This is a genomic window from Arachidicoccus sp. (genome assembly GCF_050436765.1).
Taxonomy (GTDB): Bacteria; Bacteroidota; Bacteroidia; order Chitinophagales; family Chitinophagaceae; genus Arachidicoccus.
The window spans coordinates 1-1365 of the sequence record NZ_JBNQGD010000008.1; the positions used below are offsets into that span (position 1 = coordinate 1).

2 pseudogenes are annotated in these 1365 nt (G+C 39.0%); both read right to left on the reverse strand.

The window, feature by feature from the left end:
• Positions 1-652 (reverse strand): annotated as a pseudogene (locus ACQR30_RS00345) (cbb3-type cytochrome c oxidase subunit I); the annotation flags it as partial.
• Between the two features lie 361 nt (positions 653-1013).
• Positions 1014-1365, reverse strand: a pseudogene (locus ACQR30_RS00350) (hypothetical protein); the annotation flags it as partial.

The window sequence follows — 1365 nt, forward strand, 5'->3', positions numbered from 1 at the left end:
CGAATCCAGGTAAAATTGATATGGACACTTCTGGGTGCCCAAAAAACCAAAATAAATGTTGATACAGAATAGGGTCGCCGCCCGCCATATAATCAAAAAAAACAGTATTGAAGTTTCTATCGGTTAAAAGCATAGTAATAGCACCGGCTAAAACTGGTAATGATAACAACAATAAAATAGCGGTAATGAAGATAGTTCAAACGAATAAAGGCAATCTTCTCATAGTTAAACCTATCGCGCGCATATTAATTATAGTAGTAATAAAATTAATGGCGCCCAAAATCGAGGAAGCGCCAGCTAGATGCAAGCTAAATATAGCCATATCAACAGAAGGGCCCGAATGCGAAATGCACCCACTCAACGGCGGGTAAACAGTTCAACCGGTACCGGGCCCAACTTCAACATAGCTAGAAAGCAACAACAATAGCAATGATGGCGGCAATAATCAAAAACTAAGATTATTCAGCCTAGGAAACGCCATATCGGGAGCTCCAATAAGCGTTGGAACAAACCAATTACCAAAACCACCTATCAGAGTGGGCATAACCATAAAAAATATCATAATAAAAGCATGCGACGTTAACGCCACGTTATAAAGTTGGTGATTCCCCATCAAAACACAGTTGCCCGGCGCAGAAAGCTCAAGGCGCATTATATAAGAAAGTGCGGTACCAATTACGCTAGCAAAAATCCCAAAAAAAAAAATACAGAATTCCTATATCCTTGTGATTAGTTGAGTATAACCATCTCGAAGTGAAACTCCTCAAGTTATTCAACGTTAGTTTATTTGTCATTATGTTTTACTTGGCAATACCCAGTACCAACAAAAGTGCTTTTTTTGATATCATTCGTAATAGTCGTATTTTTAGTAGTAAAATGGAATCGTAAGGTCAAATGAAATTTAATTATGATACAAGACTCAGTAGTAATCTGTCCACCGAGGAAAAAATAGTTATTGCATAGAAAATTAAGGGGGCGTAAAAAATTACGCCAGCAAAAGACCCAATAATAGCTCACGACGGCGCCATAAGCGCCTCGCCGTACTCATTTTCGGTCTCCTCTTCCCCGCTATACAAAAAGTACTCAAACGGGCTAGAGCTTTCAGAAACGCTCAAATTGGATACGGAAGTAATGAACATCAATAAATAATAAAAGGAACTAACAACACTGGCTAGCGCCAGTACAACAAATAGCCCGTAATAATTAGTTTTAAATATTTCTAAAAATAAAAAATATTTAGCGAAAAATCCCAGCAAAGGCGGCAGCCCGGCCATCGACAGAACTGACAAACTAAAAGAAAACCCGGGGCCTAAAACCCCGGCCGACTGATTGTTTTCTAAATGAACAACAAACTTCAACTCCGGC